The sequence below is a fragment of the Flagellimonas marinaquae genome (assembly GCF_023716465.1).
In the GTDB taxonomy this organism is placed as follows: domain Bacteria; phylum Bacteroidota; class Bacteroidia; order Flavobacteriales; family Flavobacteriaceae; genus Flagellimonas; species Flagellimonas alginolytica.
In genome coordinates, this window is the sequence record NZ_CP092415.1 from 3,413,782 (window position 1) to 3,430,823 (window position 17,042).

Here is a 17,042-nt window from a genome sequence, read left to right on the forward strand (position 1 = left end):
TATATTGCAATGATTAACCCTTAACTAATGGCAGATACCCAATATACTGAGGATAACATCCGTTCGCTGGACTGGAAGGAGCATATTCGAATGCGTCCGGGAATGTACATTGGAAAATTGGGAGATGGTTCCTCCGCGGACGACGGAATTTATATTCTTCTAAAAGAAGTCCTCGACAACTCCATTGACGAATTTGTGATGGGGGCAGGAAAAACCATTGAAATCAATATTAAGGAAAACACCGTTCACGTTCGAGATTATGGTCGTGGCATTCCACTTGGTAAAGTGGTAGATGTAGTTTCCAAAATGAATACCGGGGGAAAATACGATACCCGGGCCTTTAAAAAATCCGTAGGCCTTAACGGGGTAGGGACCAAAGCGGTCAATGCGTTATCCACCTATTTTAGAGTGGAATCCAACAGGGACGGCCAATCCAAGTCTGCAGAATTTGAGACCGGTAACTTGGTGAACGAGGAACTTTTGGAAGAATCATCCAGGAGAAAGGGAACCAAAGTAAGTTTCACTCCAGATGAAACTATTTTCAAAAAATACAAATACCGTAACGAGTATGTGGAACGCATGCTCAAAAATTATGTATATCTAAATCCTGGATTGACCATTGTTTTTAACGGGGAAAAATTCTATTCTGATAACGGATTAAAGGATTTGCTCGAGGACAACAATAACCAAGAGGATTTTCTGTACCCGGTGATCCACTTAAAAGGGGATGATATCGAGGTGGCCATGACCCATAGCAAAACCCAATATAGCGAAGAGTACCACTCTTTTGTCAATGGACAACACACCACACAGGGCGGAACTCACCAAGCTGCTTTTAGGGAAGCCATTGTTAAGACCATACGTGATTTTTACGGAAAAAACTACGATGCTTCGGATATTCGAAAGTCCATTATCTCGGCAATTTCCATTAAAGTGATGGAGCCCGTTTTCGAGAGTCAGACCAAGACCAAATTGGGTTCCACCGATATGGGGGGCGATCTACCAACAGTGCGCACCTATGTCAATGATTTTATTGGCACCCATCTGGACAACTACCTCCATAAGAATCAGGCAACGGCAGATGCGCTCCAAAAGAAAATTGTACAGGCTGAGAAAGAACGCAAGGAACTTTCCGGCATACGGAAATTAGCCAGAGATCGCGCCAAAAAAGCGAGCCTTCACAATAAAAAACTACGGGATTGCCGAATTCATTTGCAGGATATGAAAAAGGACCGACGCTTGGAAACCACCCTTTTTATTACCGAGGGAGATTCCGCATCTGGTTCCATAACAAAATCCAGGGACGTGAACACACAGGCTGTATTCAGCTTACGGGGAAAACCGTTGAACTCCTACGGCATGTCCAAAAAAATCGTTTACGAGAACGAAGAGTTCAATCTCCTGCAAGCCGCGCTCAACATTGAGGACTCTATGGAGGACTTGCGCTACAACAATATCGTCATAGCTACCGATGCCGATGTGGATGGGATGCACATTCGTTTATTACTGATTACGTTCTTTTTACAATTTTTCCCCGAATTGATCAAAGAGAATCACTTATACATTTTACAAACCCCGTTATTTCGGGTACGCAATAAAAAAGAAACCATTTATTGCTACAGTGAAGAGGAAAGAAGACAAGCCATTGAAAAATTGTCCGGTAAACCGGAAATTACCCGATTTAAGGGATTGGGCGAAATTTCACCGGACGAGTTCAAAAACTTTATCGGCGATGATATCCGTTTGGAACCTGTGATGCTGGACAAAGCCATGAGCATAGACGCCCTATTAAAATTTTATATGGGCAAAAACACACCGGACCGTCAGGAATTCATCATCAACAACCTTAAAGTAGAGCTTGACCTTGTTGAAGAAAACCAACTACAACCCAAATAAATGCCACCTTTCTAAATGGAAGAGAACGAAGAACTGAACGATGAAAGTTTAGAAAACCAAGAAGAGTCCCAAGATAGCCTGGTAAAGGTGACCGGAATGTACAAGGATTGGTTTTTGGATTACGCTTCGTATGTAATATTGGAGCGAGCAGTACCCGCCATCGAAGATGGATTTAAGCCAGTTCAAAGAAGAATTATGCATTCGCTAAAAGAACTGGACGACGGTCGGTACAACAAGGTCGCGAATGTAGTGGGGCACACCATGCAATACCATCCTCATGGCGATGCCAGTATTGCAGATGCCATGGTACAGATCGGACAAAAAGATCTACTGATAGACACTCAAGGTAACTGGGGGAACATCCTAACCGGTGATGGAGCAGCCGCACCACGTTATATCGAAGCAAGACTTTCCAAGTTCGCCCTTGAAGTAATTTATAGTCCAAAAATTACCGAATGGCAGCTAAGTTATGACGGTAGAAAAAAAGAACCCGTTAATTTACCGGTAAAATTTCCGCTTTTGCTCGCGCAAGGGGCGGAAGGAATTGCAGTGGGCCTTTCCACCAAGATACTGCCACACAACTTTAACGAGCTTATCGATGCCTCGATAAAACACTTGCAGGGCAAGCGGTTCACCATTGTTCCAGATTTCCCTACAGCAGGGATTATTGATGTGACGAATTATAACGATGGTATGCGAGGCGGTAAGATCAGGGTAAGGGCCAAAATTTCGACTTTGGACAAGAATACCTTGGTCATCAACGAAATACCTTACGGCACCAACACGTCCTCTTTAATTGACTCCATCTTAAAGGCTAACGATAAGGGGAAAATCAAAATAAAAAAGATTGAGGACAATACCGCAGCAGAGGTAGAAATCTTGGTACATTTACCAAACGGTATCTCGCCGGATAAAACCATCGACGCACTTTACGCCTTTACCGCTTGCGAATCCTCCATCTCACCCTTAGGTTGTGTTATCGAGGACAACAAGCCCTTGTTTATTGGAGTAAAAGAAATGCTTCAAAGATCCACGGACAACACGGTAGAGTTGCTCAAAGCCGAGCTCCAAATTCAATTGGATGAACTGGAAGAACAGTGGCACTTTTCTTCATTGGAACGCATTTTTATTGAGAATAGGATCTATCGGGAAATTGAAGAAGAGGAGACATGGGAAGGTGTTATCGATGCCATAGACAAAGGTCTAAAGCCGCATATTGCCCATTTGAAAAGAGCTGTGACCAAAGATGATATTGTGAGATTGACGGAAATCCGAATTAAGCGTATTTCAAAGTTTGATTTAGATAAGGCGCAACAACTCATTGAAAGTCTTGAAGATAGGATAAAAGAAACCAAACACCATCTAGAGCATTTGGTGGACTATGCCATTGCGTATTTTAAAGAGCTCAAAAAGAAATATGGAGCAGGCCGGGAACGGAAATCAGAGGTCAAGATTTTTGACGATATCGAAGCCACCAAAGTGGTTATCCGCAACACTAAGCTCTACGTAAACCGCGAAGAAGGCTTTATTGGCACCTCCCTTAAACGCGACGAATACGTTACGGACTGCAGCGATATTGATGACATTATCGTTTTTACCCAAAAAGGGGACATGATGGTCACCAAGGTGGATTCCAAAGTATTTATCGGGAAGAATATTATACATGTTGCCGTTTTTAAAAAGAAGGACAAGCGAACCACCTACAACATGATCTATAAAAGCATGAAAGGTGGCCCGAGCTATGTAAAGCGGTTTAACGTAACCAGCATTACCCGGGATAAACTTTACCCCCTGGCCGGTGACAAAACCTCTTCCGAAGTACTTTATTTTTCCGCCAATCCAAACGGTGAAGCCGAAGTTGTTACCGTAATGCTACGGCAGTCCGGCAGTATTAAAAAGCTGAAATGGGACCTTGACTTTTCCGATGTGCTGATCAAGGGGCGCAGTTCCAAAGGAAATTTGGTTACAAAATATACCATTAAACGCATTGAACTCAAAGAAAAAGGAGTGTCAACCCTGAAACCAAGGAAAATTTGGTTCGATGATGTTGTGAACAGATTGAACGTTGACGGTAGGGGAGAACTACTCGGTGAATTTAAAGGAGATGATCTTCTTTTGGTGATCGACCAAAAAGGTATTGTAAAAACCATCCCACCGGATATGCTCACTCGTTTTAACGACGATATGATCGTACTGGAAAAATGGAATCCAGAAAAACCCATTTCCGTTGTGCACTATGTAGGGGACAAAGAACGTTTTTACTTAAAAAGATTTCTGATAGAAAATCCAAACAGGGAAGAAGTGGTGATCGATGAAGATCCCAAATCGTATTTGGAGCTTGTATCAACCGATTGGAGGCCCAGACTGGAAATTGAATTTGTTAAGCCCCGCGGAAAAGACCCGAAGCCAAATCTTGAGGTAAACGTTGAGGATTTCATTGCGATAAAAGGAATTAAAGCCCTCGGAAATCAGCTTACTCCAGAGAAAGTGAAAAATATAAACACCATGGAACCATTGCCCTTCGAGGAACCCGAAGAGCAAAAAACCGAAGAAATCGAAGTAGTGGACGAAGAACAGATAGAAACCGATGATAACGATATAGGCACAAAGAATGATAGTTCCGATCAAACCTCTTTGTTTTAATTCTTTTTATGTCTAATTTTCCGAACAACGCACACCTAGAGCTTAAAGCTTAATATTGCTATATGGATTTTACAAACCCCTTGGTATATGGAGTACCAGTTTTTATTGCCTTTATTTTACTCGAATTAACTTACAGCAAAACTCACGACGACGACCATCTTTACAACTGGAAAGATCTCGCCGCCAGTAGTTTTATGGGCATTGGCTCCGCCATTTTGGGACCTTTGTTCAAAGTTGCCTTCGCCATCCTCCTTTTTGAAGGGACCTATGAGCTTTTTAATCCCGAGATAGACGGGGTCAGAACCAACCTTATGGGATACCAATCCTTTGGGTATGCTTGGTATATTTGGATTTTATGTCAATTGGCCGACGATTTTACCTATTATTGGTTTCATAGGGCCAATCACGAGGTCCGTATTCTTTGGGCAGCCCATATCGTACACCACTCTTCGGACAATTTTAATTTAGGTACCGCAATTCGCAATGGATGGTTCACCATATTGTACAAACCTTTCTTTTACATTTGGATGCCAGCTATTGGTTTTCCACCGGAAATGGTAGTGGTCTGTTTGGGTATTGAAGCATTGTGGCAGTTCCAGCTACACACTGTTTATGTACCTAAACTCGGTTTTTTGGAGAAAATATTCAACACCCATACCATGCACCAAGTGCACCACGCTCAAAATGTGGAGTATTTGGACAAGAACCATGGGGGCTTCTTAAATATTTTCGATAAAATGTTTGGGACCTGGAAAGAACTTGATGATAATATTGATGTAAAGTACGGTGTAATCCATGCCCCTAATTCCTATAATCCAGTGGTTATCCTAACCCATGAATTCAAAGATATTTGGAACGACGTTAAAAAAGTGGACAAACTATCGCACAAGCTGATGTATATTTTTGGACCTCCGGGATGGAGCCACGACGGAAGCACATTGACCGTAAAACAGCAACAACGATTGTTCAAAAAACACAAAGAGTCCAGTCCGGAACTGGCATATCAAAGACCCAATTAATAGAAAAGCAGGGATTTAACCCTTATTTTAACCTTCGAAGAAATCATTTCTGTCGGAGGTTTTTTTTAAAACAACATAAGCGAAAGACGGTCAATCAATCAAATTGAAAAAGGTCGTATTTCAATTACAATACAACCTGATTGTCATACGTCAATCTATTTTATGGGCAGTACCTTTGAACTTTTTGCTTTCACCGACAATATTGTATTCAAAAGTGTAGGAAGACCCTGAGGTCGTCAGGATCTTAATGTGAATAGGTTTTTCTTCTGCCTTGCTTTTTGGATTCAGATTTTTTAAAACGTATTCGCAGTCATTTATCCAGCGAACCGAAGAAGAATCTGTTTCACCCTCGAACTCATCAACTTCCAAATCCATTGTTCTTCGAAAAATCGTCTCTTTTTCCTCCCCATTTATGGTAGCTTTAAAAGAAAATGTTCCCGTTTTAAAATCTTCGCAATTTCGCTCCGGTGGTTGACCACAAGAGAAACACAATAGAATAATGGCAGTTGTAAGTAGAAATCTTGTCATAAGTGCAAAGAAACGGAAACTAGTCGAAAGGTTCAATCCTTTTTTGGATCAAAAGTCTTAAAGCTACCATCCCTGTAGAGCAATATAATTTGAGCAGGGTTCTCTTTCCTTGAGCCGGATTTTTCAATTTGCGCTGAAGACATAGCTTCCGTGTATTTTGCATCCGTACTTTCAACAATAGATTGTCTTTCTCTGATCTGGACAGGACCCTCCGTATCGCTCTCTATTGGAAAGGAACCCTTACCTTTCAACAACCAATATAGGTCAATCTCAGGGTAGGTATCGACCAACTTCATAACAAAGTCCAAGCTGGGTTTGTTTCTTCCGCTCAACAAATGGGATATACTGGATCTTTGCACGCCAATAGCATCGGCAAAAGCGGAAACGGACAACCCCAAATGATCTATGATCTGTTGTATGCGCAATATTAAATCGGAATTCACATCTGTAAATTTATATACAATAAAAGTAATACAAATAAAATTCCCCACAATGATATTCACTTAAATATCACCTTTATACTTGCATTATAGATTTAAATAAATAAGATTACTCACCTGATATAAAGAGATATAACTGTATTAAAATACATTCTGTTTACATTTGTATAAAAAGCAATGTTATTAGTAAATTTTATAGTTTACAAATGTGTAATTATTTTACAAGCATGTGTTACATTTGTAAACTTATCCTATGGTATTTTTGTACGCTTTAATTAACGGTATACATGATTCACTATTCAAAGTTTAAAGAAAGCTCTATTCAAGGCAGGTACATAAACATGGACTCTATCCAAAAATGCTTTTCCAAACTTTCGGAGCCTCTTATTGAAATCGGCAAATCGGTCAACCAAGTTCAAATTCATGCTTTTCAATTGGGGAATGGACCTATCAAGGTACTCTTGTGGTCTCAAATGCATGGTAACGAATCCACGACCACTAAAGCGTTATGGGATTTGGTGAATTTTTTACGGTCTAACGACCCCTTGGCCTATACTATATTAAAGGAATGCAGTTTAATGGTCGTACCCATGTTAAATCCAGATGGGGCAAATGTTTATACTCGAGAAAATAGTAATGGTGTGGATTTGAATAGGGACGCCAAGATGCAATCGCAGCCTGAAAGCGTTACGCTTCGTAGATTGTTCAATTCTTTTCAACCAGATTTCTGTTTTAATTTACACGATCAACGCACACTGTTCAGTGCCGGGAACACCAACAAACCTGCAACAGTGTCGTTTTTATCTCCTGCCAGTAATAAAGAACGTGAGATCACCCCAACACGAGAAACGACAATGAAATTAATAGCTGGGATGAATGTTATGCTGCAAGAACATATTCCCGGTCAAGTTGGGCGGTACGATGATGGTTTTAACGATAACTGCGTAGGGGATACGTTCCAAATGCTCGGTGTACCAACTGTATTGTTCGAGTCTGGACACTATCCGGGGGATTATGATCGTGAGATTACCCGGAAATACATATTTCTTTCCTTACTGGAAGCTTTCAAAATTATTGCCGAGTATCAGGTAGATGAGTTTTCTGTTGGAGATTATTTTTCTATTCCCGGAAACCGTAAATTATTTTTTGACATCATCATAGAAAATGCCGGAATAGTCAATCCCAGAATTTCTAACACTCACAAAGTTGGTGTCCGATACAAAGAAGTTTTGGTCGACGGCACTGTAGTTTTTGAGCCCCAAATAACGGAAGTAGGCACGCTAAATGGATTTTACGGACATAAAACCATTGAATGTGTTGATACCAAGGGATTTGGATTTACATACGCCGATACACCCTTACTGGATTTACTTAAAAACACCAAGGAATAACCGTTAATACGAACCTGTTCTTGCATTTTATTTAAAAAAAAACCATTTTTATTACGTAAATTTCCTTTTTTAACTAATTTTGCTGCAAAATCAATGTAATGAATAAAGTCAAATTAGACGAAATAGACCACCAGATATTGGACATGTTAATCGACAATACCCGTACACCGTTCACGGATATTGCCAAAAAATTGCTGATTTCTGCGGGTACGGTACATGTACGCGTTAAAAAAATGGAAGAGTCCGGAATCATCAAAGGATCTTCTTTAACCTTGGATTATGTGAAGTTGGGCTATTCCTTTATCGCATATGTGGGTATATTTTTGGAAAAAACCCATCAAACCAAATTCGTGCTCGAACGTCTAAGTCAAATACCTTACGTGACCGTGGCCCATATTACCACCGGGAAATTCAATATTTTCTGTAAAATTAGGGCCAGGGATACAACGCACGCAAAAAACATCATTTTTAAAATAGATGATATTGATGGTATTAGTAGAACGGAAACTATGATTTCTCTTGAAGAAAGCATCAACGATAAAAGACGTCTGATGCACACCATCTTCAACGAGCTGTAATCCATACCTCTTATATGTTGCTTTCGGAACTGCCTTCTTCTGAATACAATCCATTTTACCGAACCTATATTATGGCTTTGGGAAACGTGGATCTCTTGGAGGAGCTAAAAATGGGCAGAACCGCTTTTTTGTCTCTTTTTGATGAAATTACAGACAAAAAAATGAGTTTTGCCTATGCCGAGGGCAAATGGACGTTGGCAGAGTCGATTGTCCATATGATCGATACGGAAAGAATCTTTCAATATAGGGCACTATGTTTTGCCAGAAAAGACAAAACACCGTTGCCCGGGTTCGATCAAGATGATTATGTCCCAAACTCCAATGCCCATCTGAGGACGAAGCAAAGTCTGATTGAAGAATATGAGGCTGTAAGAGCTGCAACCATCACCCTGTTTTCCTCTTTTGATGATGTGGCGATGAACCAAATAGGTATTGCCAGCGATTCCAAAATGAGTGTAAGGGCATTAGGGTTTATCATTAGTGGCCACCAGGCCCATCACCTAAAAATTATCCAAGAAAGGTACTTGGTGTAGATCAATAGTCGGTTTCACCATCCAATTCGTCGGAAGCGGATTCCATACCATCCAAACCATCTTCCTCAAATTCAGAAGCAACCAAGTCGTTGTCCAACTCCTTTTCAATGGCTTCCTCGAAATTGGCTATAAAATTGGAAAGGCTTTTGCTGATTTTTACCATATAAATAGTGTCGTCCGTTTTAACTTCCACTGCCTCGATCACTTCCCCATTCGGTTTTTTTATGGTAATTATGTCGTCGTCACCATAACCGTCGGGATAGGAATCGATCAAAGTGCCCGCAACGTGGTGGTCCAACTTTTTGTAGTCTATCAAAATTCGTTTCATAATGGTTAGTTATAAATTCCAATCCTAAACTAGAAATTTTTAAACTTGATAGGTACAGAGAGTTGCGTAAATTAAAAAAAAGTAGGTGAACGGCTTATTCGCTGTAGTATGCAAATGCTTTGTGGAACAATTCCTCGGGCACTTTTATATCGGTCACTGCCTCGCCAATCGCCTGCAACAGCACAAAATTGACATTTCCGTGAGAGTTTTTCTTGTCATATTTTAGCAATTTTAGGATGGCATCAATATCATCTTCGGTGAACTCTACACGGTCAAAATGCTGCAGAAACCCCATTTTTATCTCGTCCAGGTCTAACTTGGAGAGACCTCGAAGTTCGTGAGACAGGTATCCTTCCAAGATCATACCAACGGCAATCGCCTCACCATGTAACAAGGTTGTTCTATTTGGGTTGTCCAAACAATACGACTCAATGGCATGCCCCAAGGTGTGACCGTAATTCAATATTTTACGGAGTCCCTGTTCTGTAGGGTCCTGCATAACCACTTCATTTTTAATGGCTATGGATTTTTGAATACAGCTAGCTTCGGCAAAATTACCTTCTAAGGTGAGTTCTTTCCAATATTCCTTGTTTTGAATAAGCCCGTGCTTCAACATCTCGGCATAGCCACTTTTGGTCTGCCTTGAATCTAATGTTTTAAGAAATTCAGGAAAAATCAATACCATTTGTGGCTGGTTGATCACCCCGATCTGGTTTTTCAAAGAACCTAGGTCTACCCCCGTTTTACCTCCAATAGAGGCATCTACCATAGAAAGCAGGGTAGTGGGTATATTAATAAAATCTATCCCTCTTTTAAAGGTAGAAGCAACAAATCCACCCATGTCGGTCAAAACGCCACCTCCCAAATTGATCAAAAGGCTTTTTCTGTCTCCATCCAACTGCGAAAGCTCCTCCCAAAGTTGTAAACAAGTCCTAATGTGCTTATTTTCTTCACCGGATGCTATTTCCAAGATGGCATCCACCGGTCCATCAAAAATATTTTTAAGGACAGGCAAACAATGTTCCTTGGTATTTTCATCTACCAAAAGAAATACTTTTGAATATTTTTTTTGGGCAACATGTTGATTGAGAGCAGCTTTTGCCAATTCGTTGATGTGTACCTCGTAGGATTGTGATTTAACCGACTCCATAATTTTATTTACACCGCTAAATAAAGACTAATTTTAATTATATGGTTATAGATTCCGTACTTATCTTTGAATCTTTAATGTATTGTAAATAATGCGACCAAATTTTGAGAATACTGCAATAGCATTCGAGCTAAAGTCGGACTCCCAGCTGGAGCGAGCTTATTTTCTTTTTAAAATGATTTCCAAAGAACCCCTGGTACGAATCGGTACTGCGGTCACGAATTTTGCCATAAAGGCGCATCTTCCCGTAGAAGGGTTGATCCGGGCAACGGTATTCGACCATTTTTGTGGCGGGGTAAGCGAAAAAGACTGTCTGCCGATCATAGATAATATGTACGGTAACGGGGTATATTCCATTTTGGATTATTCCGCCGAGGGCAAGGAGGTGGACAATCAGTTCGATTTTACCATGGAAAAAACCTTGGAGATCCTAGATTTTGTAAAAGAAAAAGACGCCATGCCCTTTGCCGTGTTCAAACCCACGGGTTTTGGTCGTTTTAAGCTTTTTGAAAAAGTATCTGCACGGAAGGAACTTACGGAATCTGAGCAAGCAGAGTGGGGGAGAATTGTACAGAGATTTGAGAAAGTATGCCAAAAAGCATACAATTTGGATGTTGCGCTGTTGATAGACGCCGAAGAAAGTTGGATGCAAGATGCCGCGGATGACCTGATTTTGGACCTAATGCGCAAATACAACAAAAAGAAGGCCGTTGTATTCAATACCTTTCAAATGTACCGTTGGGACCGCATGGAGTATATTAAAAAAATATATGGACTGGCCACCTCGGAAGGATTTAAAATTGGGGCCAAGGTAGTTCGGGGCGCCTACATGGAAAAGGAAAACGATCGTGCCCATGAAAACGGATATGAAAGCCCGATCTGCAAGTCCAAAAAGGACACGGACGAAAATTATGATGCTGCCATTGCATTTATGATGGAGCATTTAGAACATTTTATCATCTTCGCAGGTACTCATAACGAGCAGAGTAGCCTTAAACTGGTAGATCTTATGGAAAAGAATGGAGTTCCATCGAACGATGAACATATTTGGTTTGGGCAGTTGTTTGGCATGAGCGACCATATTACCTATAATTTGGCCGCAGAAGGTTATAACTCTGTAAAATACTTGCCCTACGGTCCTGTTCGCGACGTAATGCCCTATCTGATAAGAAGAGCAGAGGAAAACACTTCGGTTGCCGGACAAACATCCCGGGAGCTTGCCCTGATCACCAAAGAACGGAAGCGGAGGAAGTTGGGGGATCAGTAACCAAACTGTAACAATTCTCTACTTTTGGACACTTATAGGTCAAATCCCATTTTTATGGAACTGGACCTACTAAAAAAGAGTTGGAAAAAATTAAACTTTGAAACAGGTGAAGATGCAGTGCCCGATTTTTCTATTATCAGAAAAAAAGAGTCTGTTTTAGCTTTAAATACCGCCCGAAAGCTATTTGTTTTTTCAATGTTAGAGTTCGCTCTTTGGGGTGTTCTAGGAATAGTACTTCAAGTTTATTTTCAAAAAGACATCCCTGAATCTTTCTTGCAGTTTAAGCCATTGATTATTTTGGAAAAAATAAATTACTTGGTATTGGCTGTTTTTATTGCTGCATTTTTATGGTCTTACAATACAATTAAAACAAATATCGGGGTTAGAGAGATGCTATCCCGAATATTGCAAAGCAAACAACTTGTCACGTACTATGTAAACTATAACATCATAGTGTTTGGTATAACGTTTTTAACAAGTTTTGTTTGGGAGCTTTTCAACAATGAACAGCTTGTAGTGTTGTTGCAAAACAAGCATGGGCTGGTGATTCCCGGGCTTATAGTTTTTGGTACTGCATTGACCCTTATCCTTACCGTACTGGTTTATAAGGCCTACATGTTTTTTTATGAAAGATTCATTCTAAGCTTTAATACACTACTGAAAAACCTTAAAGAACTGGAAGAATAATAGAATTTTTAGTCAATAGTCGGTTTTACTGCCTGAACTTCAATGTCTTTATCACAATTTTTTACTTTCAGTTCCAACTCTTCCCCATTGTAATCGTGTGAGATAAAATAGGTTTTGCATGGCTTGGATTTAGTGTCGCTTTTACTAAAATCCACATCGCCATCCTTAAAGAAAGATTGGATAAGCAGAGTGTCTCTGTACTGCTCGCGTAGGGATTCGGAGAAAGTCAAGGGTTTGGATCGCATGTCCTTGAGCACCCTGCAATTGGGCAAATAGCAGAAATCGATTCCCCCTTCACCTGATTTTTTCTTCAAAAAGAATACTAAAAATATCAATCCTATGGATAGTCCAACCAAGTACCACCCCAATCGTTTCAAAAAACCCATTTACAATTAAAAAATAAGAAAGTTAATATCGTTGTAATTTAACCCAAACCAATCCCCGACCGATTTATTGGTTAAAATACCGTGGTACATATAAAGTCCGTTGCGCAAACCTTTGTCGAACCTAAGGGAATGTTCCAATCCCCCTTCTTCACCAATTTTTAACAAATACGGCGTAAATATATTGCTAATGGAAATCGAAGAGGTACGAGGATATCTAGATGGAATATTGGGAACACCGTAATGAATCACGCCATATTTTTCGAAGGTCGGTTTCCGGTGTGTGGTCACTTCGGAAGTTTCAAAACAACCGCCCATATCAATACTGACATCTATAACTACTGCGCCTTTTTTCATATTTTCCACCATGGAACTGGATACAACAACGGGCGAACGGTCCTTGCCTCGGGTCGCACCAATGGCAACATCGCAACGTTTTAAGGATTTTATCAGGTTCTTGGGCTGCACGGTAGAGGTGTACAGGGTCTGGTTCAGGTTGGTCTGTAATTTTCGCAGTTTACTGATGGAATTATCAAAAACTTTTACATTGGCGCCCAAACCCAAGGCCGAACGTGCTGCGAATTCACCTACGGTTCCAGCGCCTATAATCACAACTTCTACAGGCGGCACACCACTTATGTTACCGAACATTAAACCGTTCCCCTCGCTGGGCATGGCCATTAACTCCGCAGCTATTAAAATAGAGGAAATCCCAGCTATCTCGCTTAGGGATCGAACTGCAGGATAATTACCATCGTCGTCCCGAATGTATTCAAATGCGATGGCCGTCAATCGCTTTTTGGCCATAACCTCAAAATATTCCTTGTTCTGCGTCTTGATCTGCAAGGCAGAAATAATAATGGTCTGCGGATTCAGGTAATCAATTTCGGTAAGGGTAGGTGGCTCAACTTTTAAGATTATAGGGCAAGAAAACACTTTTTTGGTGTCGCGGGTAATTTCTGCGCCTGCGTTGGTATAATCTATATCCAAAAAATTGGCCCCTTCACCAGCCCCGGATTCAATTAAGACCCTATGCCCATGTGCCGTGATGGCATTAACGGCATCTGGTGTAAGGCACACCCGCTTTTCTTGATATTGATTTTCTTTTGGGATACCTATAAAAAGCTCACCTTTTTGTTTATCGATCTCTAAAGTTTCTTCTTGTGGAAGTAACTGTTGTTTGCTAAATGGAGAGGAAGCTTGGCTCATATAGGGTAAATCTATTCTAAACGCCCCAAGGGCATTTGAGCAAATTTACATTTTTTTTGAAGTAGTCTTTTGGCGTTGCTCCAATTTCTCGCGTTCCTTGCGCAATTCCTCTTTTTCCTTAAGAATTTGAAGTTCGGTATCCATAGCCTCAAGATCGATGCCATGTACGTGTTTATCCACCAACTTGACCCTAATAAAATAAACAACGGGAATCACTACCATGGTTACGGCAATTATGTACAAGATTTCATTTTCATCGATCCGCTCACTGTTAGAATAGTTCAAAACTGTAAACAATTGAAAACTATACATAGCAATGGGAATCAGTATAGCATGGTACCACCAATTCTTGGATGTAACGAACCAAACAACCAATAAAATCAAGGGAACCAATTTATTCAAATAATAATAAAATGCCAGACTTACATCATCAAATCCGTTGTCACCAAATTCAATGCCAAGAAAACTCCAGCTTGTAACACCGACAGGCAAGTACTTATATCCATAAAAAAATATTGGGGAAACAGCGATAAGCAATGCAACTACCCCTTCTATAATAAACTTCTTTCGTATTCTGGCCTTGTCCTTCATTGTTGTAGATAACTACAAAAACAAAAGATTATTGTAAAAAAATAATCCCTTCTCGAAAAAAGGGATTATTAAAACAATTAGGATAAAGTCTACTATAATTTTTTTAGCTGACTTTTTTTAATGCTAGTTGTTTGATCTTTGTCAACTTTAACAACATCTGTAGAAACAGCTGTCATTGCCAAAAATGCAACAGCTAGCAATCCAAAAAAAACTTTTTTAGTGTTCATCGTAAAAGAGTTTTTGGTTAATAAATGAATTCATTCTTCTGAACAAATGTAGGAAAATATTTCAACTTTCCATGCCATTTATCGATAAAATTGGTTTTTAAACGCGAAAAAACAACACTTTGTCGAAAATGACCCGTCCAGAACAATAATTTGTTTGAATATAGACCTATTGACTTTTAAGAAATATTTAACTCGATTGAACGTGTGTTTTCATCGATAAAATGCAAGAATACCCCCACAGCATCTTCCGGTAGTAGGGACGATATTTTATCGGGCCATTCTATAAATAGCCAAGCATCCGAGTTCAAGTAATCATCAAACCCCATATCCAACGCCTCCATTTCATCGTTGAGTCGATAAAAATCGAAATGATAGGCCAGGGGGGTGTTATTTTTATCCGAATATTCGTTAACCAAACCGAATGTAGGGCTGTTGGCCACATCGGCCGCGCCAAGTTCCTTTACCATGGCCTTCACCAAAGTGGTTTTGCCCACGCCCATTTCGCCATAGAGGCACAGCACTTTGTTCGGGGCTTTTTGCAAAACAGTCTTGGCAATTTCATGGATCTCCTTCAATTGAAACGTTCTCTTCGACATAACTTTATTTTGGGTCCAAAACTACAAAAGGAACAATCATTTCTTCCAATGAAACCCCACCATGTTGATAAGTGTTGCGGTAGTAACTTACGTAATGATTATAATTATTGGGATAGGCAAAAAAGAGGTCGTTCTTGGCAAAAATAAAACTGCTGCTCAGGTTAATGTTGGGCAAATGTATTTCTTGTGGGTTCTTTGTTGCCAGCACTTCTTTTTCTTGATAAGTTAGGCTTCGCCCGGTTTTGTAGCGCAGATTTAAGCTAGTTTCTCTATCACCGATAACTTTGGAAGGTTGCTTTACATTAATGGTACCATGATCGGTGGTAAGAATGAGTTTCATTCCCAAGTCTTGTGCTTGTTGAATGATTTCCAGCAAAGGGGAATTTTTAAACCAGCTTAGGGTAAGGGAACGATAAGCCTTGTCATTCGAAGCAAGTTCCTTTACCACTTCCATTTCGGTTTTGGAATGGGAGAGCATATCCACAAAATTGTAGACCAAAACGGTTAAATCGTTGTCCTTTTGGGATTTAAAATTTTGGGCCAATTGTTTTCCTTGCTTTAGGTTGATAATTTTATGGTATTCCCAATTTAAATCCAGCCCCAAACGTTGTAATTGTTCGCCCAAAAACTCTGCTTCAAAAAGATTTTTCCCTCCTTCGTCCGTATCATTTTTCCACCAATCCGGATAACGCCTTTCCATTTCCGAGGGCATTAGGCCAGAAAAAAGGGCGTTACGGGCATACTGCGTAGCCGTTGGCAAAATGCTGAAATATGCGCATTCCTGTTTTTTCTTGTAATGCACGGATAAAGATTTCTCAAATGCCAACCATTGATCGTATCTTAAGTTATCTATGACCACCAAAAGGGTTTTACTGCCTTCCAGCTCCGGTTGTATTTTATTTTTGAACAAGGTATGCGACATAATGGGAGCGTTATCGCCCTTGAACCATTCCTTATAGTTCTTGTCCACAAATTTTCCGAATTGCGAGTTGGCTTCCACTTTTTGGGATTCCAGTATTTCGAACATTCCGGAATCCTCGATCTGTTCCAGTTCCAATTCCCAATAAATCAATTTTTTATACAGCTCCATCCACTCCTCATATGTATTGATCATGGAAAGGTCCATAGCAATCTTTCGAAATTCCTGTTGATAATTGGCTGTAGTTTTTTCCGATACCAATCGGGAGTTGTCCAAACTCTTTTTTAGGGACAATAAAATTTGGTTGGGATTTACGGGTTTTATAAGATAGTCGGCGATTTTGGATCCGATCGCCTCGTCCATGATGTATTCTTCCTCACTTTTGGTGATCATCACCACAGGAATGGAACCATCGTATTTTTTTATTTCGGTCAAGGTTTCCAAACCAGAAAGACCTGGCATATTTTCATCCAAAAACACAATATCAAAAAAGGTCTCCTTGATCTCCTCGATGGCATCTTGTCCACTCTGGCTCGTAACTACATTGTACCCTTTACTTTGTAAAAATAATATGTGCGGTTTTAACAGGTCTATTTCATCATCGACCCATAGAATTGTAATCTTGTTCATATAGTAGTTATCTTTGTGGGAAATAAA

General features: G+C 40.1%; 18 protein-coding genes. 8 read left to right on the forward strand and 10 right to left on the reverse strand.

Annotated elements, in window-relative coordinates; genetic code table 11:
- The first annotated feature begins 27 nt into the window (after positions 1–27).
- From MJO53_RS15095 to MJO53_RS15105, 3 genes are all read left to right on the forward strand, one after another.
- Positions 28–1,896 (forward strand): DNA topoisomerase IV subunit B, encoded by a 1,869-nt coding sequence (locus tag MJO53_RS15095; RefSeq protein WP_224836980.1) that lies wholly within the window; start codon positions 28–30, stop codon positions 1,894–1,896.
- A gap of 15 nt (positions 1,897–1,911) precedes the next feature.
- Positions 1,912–4,539 carry a DNA gyrase/topoisomerase IV subunit A gene (locus MJO53_RS15100; RefSeq protein WP_252079712.1) on the forward strand — a complete coding sequence of 876 codons (2,628 nt, stop codon included), beginning with the start codon at positions 1,912–1,914 and terminating at the stop codon, positions 4,537–4,539.
- A 62-nt stretch (positions 4,540–4,601) separates the two neighbouring features.
- The gene (locus MJO53_RS15105) at positions 4,602–5,558 is read left to right on the forward strand and encodes a sterol desaturase family protein (RefSeq protein ID WP_252079713.1); all 957 of its coding nucleotides are present in this window, start codon (positions 4,602–4,604) and stop codon (positions 5,556–5,558) included.
- 150 nt (positions 5,559–5,708) lie between these two features.
- On the opposite strand, the gene MJO53_RS15110 is transcribed toward MJO53_RS15105, so the two are convergent.
- Together MJO53_RS15110 and MJO53_RS15115 are read right to left on the reverse strand one after the other, a co-directional pair.
- Entirely contained in the window at positions 5,709–6,086 is a 378-nt protein-coding gene (locus tag MJO53_RS15110) for a DNA topoisomerase IV (protein WP_252079714.1), read from the reverse strand.
- Between the two features lie 32 nt (positions 6,087–6,118).
- The gene (locus MJO53_RS15115; RefSeq protein ID WP_252079715.1) at positions 6,119–6,529 is read right to left on the reverse strand and encodes a helix-turn-helix transcriptional regulator; all 411 of its coding nucleotides are present in this window, start codon (positions 6,527–6,529) and stop codon (positions 6,119–6,121) included.
- Between the two features lie 284 nt (positions 6,530–6,813).
- On the opposite strand from MJO53_RS15115, the gene MJO53_RS15120 reads away from it, so the two are divergent.
- The 3 genes from MJO53_RS15120 to MJO53_RS15130 all read left to right on the forward strand — a co-directional run bounded on the left by MJO53_RS15120 (position 6,814) and on the right by MJO53_RS15130 (position 9,028).
- Positions 6,814–7,917, forward strand: coding sequence for a M14 family metallopeptidase (locus MJO53_RS15120; protein ID WP_252079716.1), 1,104 nt, complete (start codon positions 6,814–6,816; stop codon positions 7,915–7,917).
- A gap of 98 nt (positions 7,918–8,015) precedes the next feature.
- Positions 8,016–8,495, forward strand: coding sequence for an Lrp/AsnC family transcriptional regulator (locus tag MJO53_RS15125; protein WP_127141951.1), 480 nt, complete (start codon positions 8,016–8,018; stop codon positions 8,493–8,495).
- 14 nt (positions 8,496–8,509) lie between these two features.
- Positions 8,510–9,028 (forward strand): DinB family protein, encoded by a 519-nt coding sequence (locus tag MJO53_RS15130; RefSeq protein ID WP_252079717.1) that lies wholly within the window; start codon positions 8,510–8,512, stop codon positions 9,026–9,028.
- A 1-nt stretch (position 9,029) separates the two neighbouring features.
- Here MJO53_RS15130 and MJO53_RS15135 read toward each other — a convergent pair whose 3' ends face one another.
- Together MJO53_RS15135 and aroB are read right to left on the reverse strand one after the other, a co-directional pair.
- Positions 9,030–9,356 (reverse strand): hypothetical protein, encoded by a 327-nt coding sequence (locus tag MJO53_RS15135; RefSeq protein WP_252079718.1) that lies wholly within the window; start codon positions 9,354–9,356, stop codon positions 9,030–9,032.
- 94 nt (positions 9,357–9,450) lie between these two features.
- Positions 9,451–10,506 carry a 3-dehydroquinate synthase gene (aroB, locus tag MJO53_RS15140; RefSeq protein ID WP_252079719.1) on the reverse strand — a complete coding sequence of 352 codons (1,056 nt, stop codon included), beginning with the start codon at positions 10,504–10,506 and terminating at the stop codon, positions 9,451–9,453.
- A gap of 91 nt (positions 10,507–10,597) precedes the next feature.
- Here aroB and MJO53_RS15145 point away from each other — a divergent pair, with 91 nt between their 5' ends.
- Both MJO53_RS15145 and MJO53_RS15150 read left to right on the forward strand, forming a co-directional pair.
- On the forward strand, positions 10,598–11,773 hold the full coding sequence (locus MJO53_RS15145) for a proline dehydrogenase family protein (protein WP_252079720.1): 1,176 nt from the start codon (positions 10,598–10,600) through the stop codon (positions 11,771–11,773).
- Between the two features lie 54 nt (positions 11,774–11,827).
- The gene (locus MJO53_RS15150) at positions 11,828–12,460 is read left to right on the forward strand and encodes a hypothetical protein (RefSeq protein ID WP_252079721.1); all 633 of its coding nucleotides are present in this window, start codon (positions 11,828–11,830) and stop codon (positions 12,458–12,460) included.
- Positions 12,461–12,468: 8 nt separating this feature from the next.
- Here the strand turns inward: MJO53_RS15150 and MJO53_RS15155 are convergent, their stop codons facing one another.
- The 6 genes from MJO53_RS15155 to MJO53_RS15175 all read right to left on the reverse strand — a co-directional run bounded on the left by MJO53_RS15155 (position 12,469) and on the right by MJO53_RS15175 (position 17,015).
- Positions 12,469–12,846, reverse strand: a complete 378-nt coding sequence (locus MJO53_RS15155; protein WP_252079722.1) for a DUF4258 domain-containing protein — start codon at positions 12,844–12,846, stop codon at positions 12,469–12,471.
- Positions 12,847–12,852: 6 nt separating this feature from the next.
- A complete protein-coding gene (locus MJO53_RS15160) occupies positions 12,853–14,052 on the reverse strand; it encodes an alanine dehydrogenase (RefSeq protein ID WP_252079723.1) in 1,200 nt (399 codons plus the stop codon).
- 45 nt (positions 14,053–14,097) lie between these two features.
- Entirely contained in the window at positions 14,098–14,643 is a 546-nt protein-coding gene (locus tag MJO53_RS15165) for a hypothetical protein (protein WP_252079724.1), read from the reverse strand.
- 92 nt (positions 14,644–14,735) lie between these two features.
- On the reverse strand, positions 14,736–14,870 hold the full coding sequence (locus MJO53_RS16965) for a hypothetical protein (RefSeq protein WP_286037769.1): 135 nt from the start codon (positions 14,868–14,870) through the stop codon (positions 14,736–14,738).
- Between the two features lie 176 nt (positions 14,871–15,046).
- Complete coding sequence (tsaE, locus tag MJO53_RS15170) at positions 15,047–15,466, reverse strand: tRNA (adenosine(37)-N6)-threonylcarbamoyltransferase complex ATPase subunit type 1 TsaE (protein WP_252079725.1); 420 nt, start codon at positions 15,464–15,466, stop codon at positions 15,047–15,049.
- A gap of 4 nt (positions 15,467–15,470) precedes the next feature.
- Positions 15,471–17,015, reverse strand: coding sequence for a PglZ domain-containing protein (locus tag MJO53_RS15175; protein ID WP_252079726.1), 1,545 nt, complete (start codon positions 17,013–17,015; stop codon positions 15,471–15,473).
- Between the last annotated feature and the right edge of the window lie 27 nt (positions 17,016–17,042).

Bases quoted from the DNA above. Each gene is read 5' to 3' on its own strand.
- MJO53_RS15095 (WP_224836980.1), top strand. From the start codon at position 28: ATGGCAGATACCCAATATACTGAGGATAACATCCGTTCGCTGGACTGG.
- MJO53_RS15100 (WP_252079712.1), top strand. From the start codon at position 1,912: ATGGAAGAGAACGAAGAACTGAACGATGAAAGTTTAGAAAACCAAGAA.
- MJO53_RS15105 (WP_252079713.1), top strand. From the start codon at position 4,602: ATGGATTTTACAAACCCCTTGGTATATGGAGTACCAGTTTTTATTGCC.
- MJO53_RS15110 (WP_252079714.1), bottom strand. From the start codon at position 6,086: ATGACAAGATTTCTACTTACAACTGCCATTATTCTATTGTGTTTCTCT.
- MJO53_RS15120 (WP_252079716.1), top strand. From the start codon at position 6,814: ATGATTCACTATTCAAAGTTTAAAGAAAGCTCTATTCAAGGCAGGTAC.
- MJO53_RS15125 (WP_127141951.1), top strand. From the start codon at position 8,016: ATGAATAAAGTCAAATTAGACGAAATAGACCACCAGATATTGGACATG.
- MJO53_RS15130 (WP_252079717.1), top strand. From the start codon at position 8,510: ATGTTGCTTTCGGAACTGCCTTCTTCTGAATACAATCCATTTTACCGA.
- MJO53_RS15135 (WP_252079718.1), bottom strand. From the start codon at position 9,356: ATGAAACGAATTTTGATAGACTACAAAAAGTTGGACCACCACGTTGCG.
- aroB (WP_252079719.1), bottom strand. From the start codon at position 10,506: ATGGAGTCGGTTAAATCACAATCCTACGAGGTACACATCAACGAATTG.
- MJO53_RS15145 (WP_252079720.1), top strand. From the start codon at position 10,598: ATGCGACCAAATTTTGAGAATACTGCAATAGCATTCGAGCTAAAGTCG.
- MJO53_RS15150 (WP_252079721.1), top strand. From the start codon at position 11,828: ATGGAACTGGACCTACTAAAAAAGAGTTGGAAAAAATTAAACTTTGAA.
- MJO53_RS15155 (WP_252079722.1), bottom strand. From the start codon at position 12,846: ATGGGTTTTTTGAAACGATTGGGGTGGTACTTGGTTGGACTATCCATA.
- MJO53_RS15160 (WP_252079723.1), bottom strand. From the start codon at position 14,052: ATGAGCCAAGCTTCCTCTCCATTTAGCAAACAACAGTTACTTCCACAA.
- MJO53_RS15165 (WP_252079724.1), bottom strand. From the start codon at position 14,643: ATGAAGGACAAGGCCAGAATACGAAAGAAGTTTATTATAGAAGGGGTA.
- MJO53_RS16965 (WP_286037769.1), bottom strand. From the start codon at position 14,870: ATGAACACTAAAAAAGTTTTTTTTGGATTGCTAGCTGTTGCATTTTTG.
- tsaE (WP_252079725.1), bottom strand. From the start codon at position 15,466: ATGTCGAAGAGAACGTTTCAATTGAAGGAGATCCATGAAATTGCCAAG.
- MJO53_RS15175 (WP_252079726.1), bottom strand. From the start codon at position 17,015: ATGAACAAGATTACAATTCTATGGGTCGATGATGAAATAGACCTGTTA.